Genomic DNA, 1,050 nt, shown 5'->3' with positions numbered 1-1,050 from the left:
CTACCCGGCCTATGATACCAAACAGGCGTTCTCCGACGCCTATCCCCACCAGACCTATTCCATGCTGCCGCCGTGGCTCACTCACGGCGTGTTCCGCGTACCCCGCGACGCGAGGTTCTATATGCGCCTGACCCGCATCTACTGGAAACGCTTCAACCGACCGTTGATGGCGGTCGCCGCTTTCGTTCTGGGCATCGTCCTCACCACGTCCGTGCTGGTCATCGATCAAGTCGATGCCCGCAACAGCACAGCAGACACCGAGGCCACGCCCGACACCCCCGCCCCGACGGTCGACCTCACGGCCTACCGACGGGCGCGGATCACCGGGTATGCCCAGCTGGGCGACCTCACTACCTATCGACTCCTGGACGGCGACAACCGGCCCACCACCAGCCACGACCTCGAGCGCCAAGGGCTCACGGTCGTGCCGATGGGCGCCTGTCACCTCCGCCTCGCATCTGGAGCCCAACATGCTGACATCGGTTGCTAGACACGCCCTGGCCGCGCTCACCCTCGCGGTCTCGTTCGTTGCTATTCCCGCTCACGCCATGCCCATCGATATGCAGGGCGCCGACGTGCGGGAGTTCGTCCACTGGTACTCCCAGCAGACCGCCACGCCCATCGCCATCGATCCCCGTGTCGACGGCACCCTCACCGTCTACGCGCCGGACGTGACGCCGCAACAGCTCCCCGAGTTCTTCCAGGGCGTGATGCAGTCCCACGGCTACCAGCTTGTCCCCGGCAATCCGCCGACGCTGGTACCCGCTCGGTCTCAACAGACGTTCCTGGCCCAGATCGGTACCCCGGAACCGCTCGAACCCACCGTTTCCCGCGTGCTGCCGATCACCCATCTCCGGGCCGACGATCTCGCGCCCCTGGTCAACGCCTTTCTGGCCCAGACCACCACCGGCAGCCTGTCGACCGCCAACGCCCAGGTTCTCCACGCGTCCAACGCGCTCCTGGTCAACGGCCCGGCGGATCGCGTCGATGACCTGGAACGCCTACTGCCCCAGATCGACGTGACCCGCGCCCAGGTACTGATCCGCGCCA

The 1,050-nt window shown here is 66.4% G+C and carries 2 protein-coding genes; both read left to right on the top strand.

What is annotated here, in order from left to right:
* Positions 1 to 490: P-loop NTPase family protein (locus BTW07_RS19915; RefSeq protein ID WP_482822368.1), on the top strand; the 490-nt coding region annotated here is incomplete at its 5' end.
* A partial coding sequence (locus BTW07_RS18830; protein WP_279626557.1) for a secretin N-terminal domain-containing protein occupies positions 471 to 1,050 on the top strand: 580 nt, incomplete at its 3' end. The genes BTW07_RS19915 and BTW07_RS18830, both read left to right, overlap by 20 nt.

The sequence above is a fragment of the Salinicola socius genome (assembly GCF_001937195.1).
In the GTDB taxonomy this organism is placed as follows: Bacteria; Pseudomonadota; Gammaproteobacteria; order Pseudomonadales; family Halomonadaceae; genus Salinicola; species Salinicola socius.
Note: the sequence above shows the minus strand (reverse complement) of the source record. Positions and strands in the feature narration are given on the sequence as shown.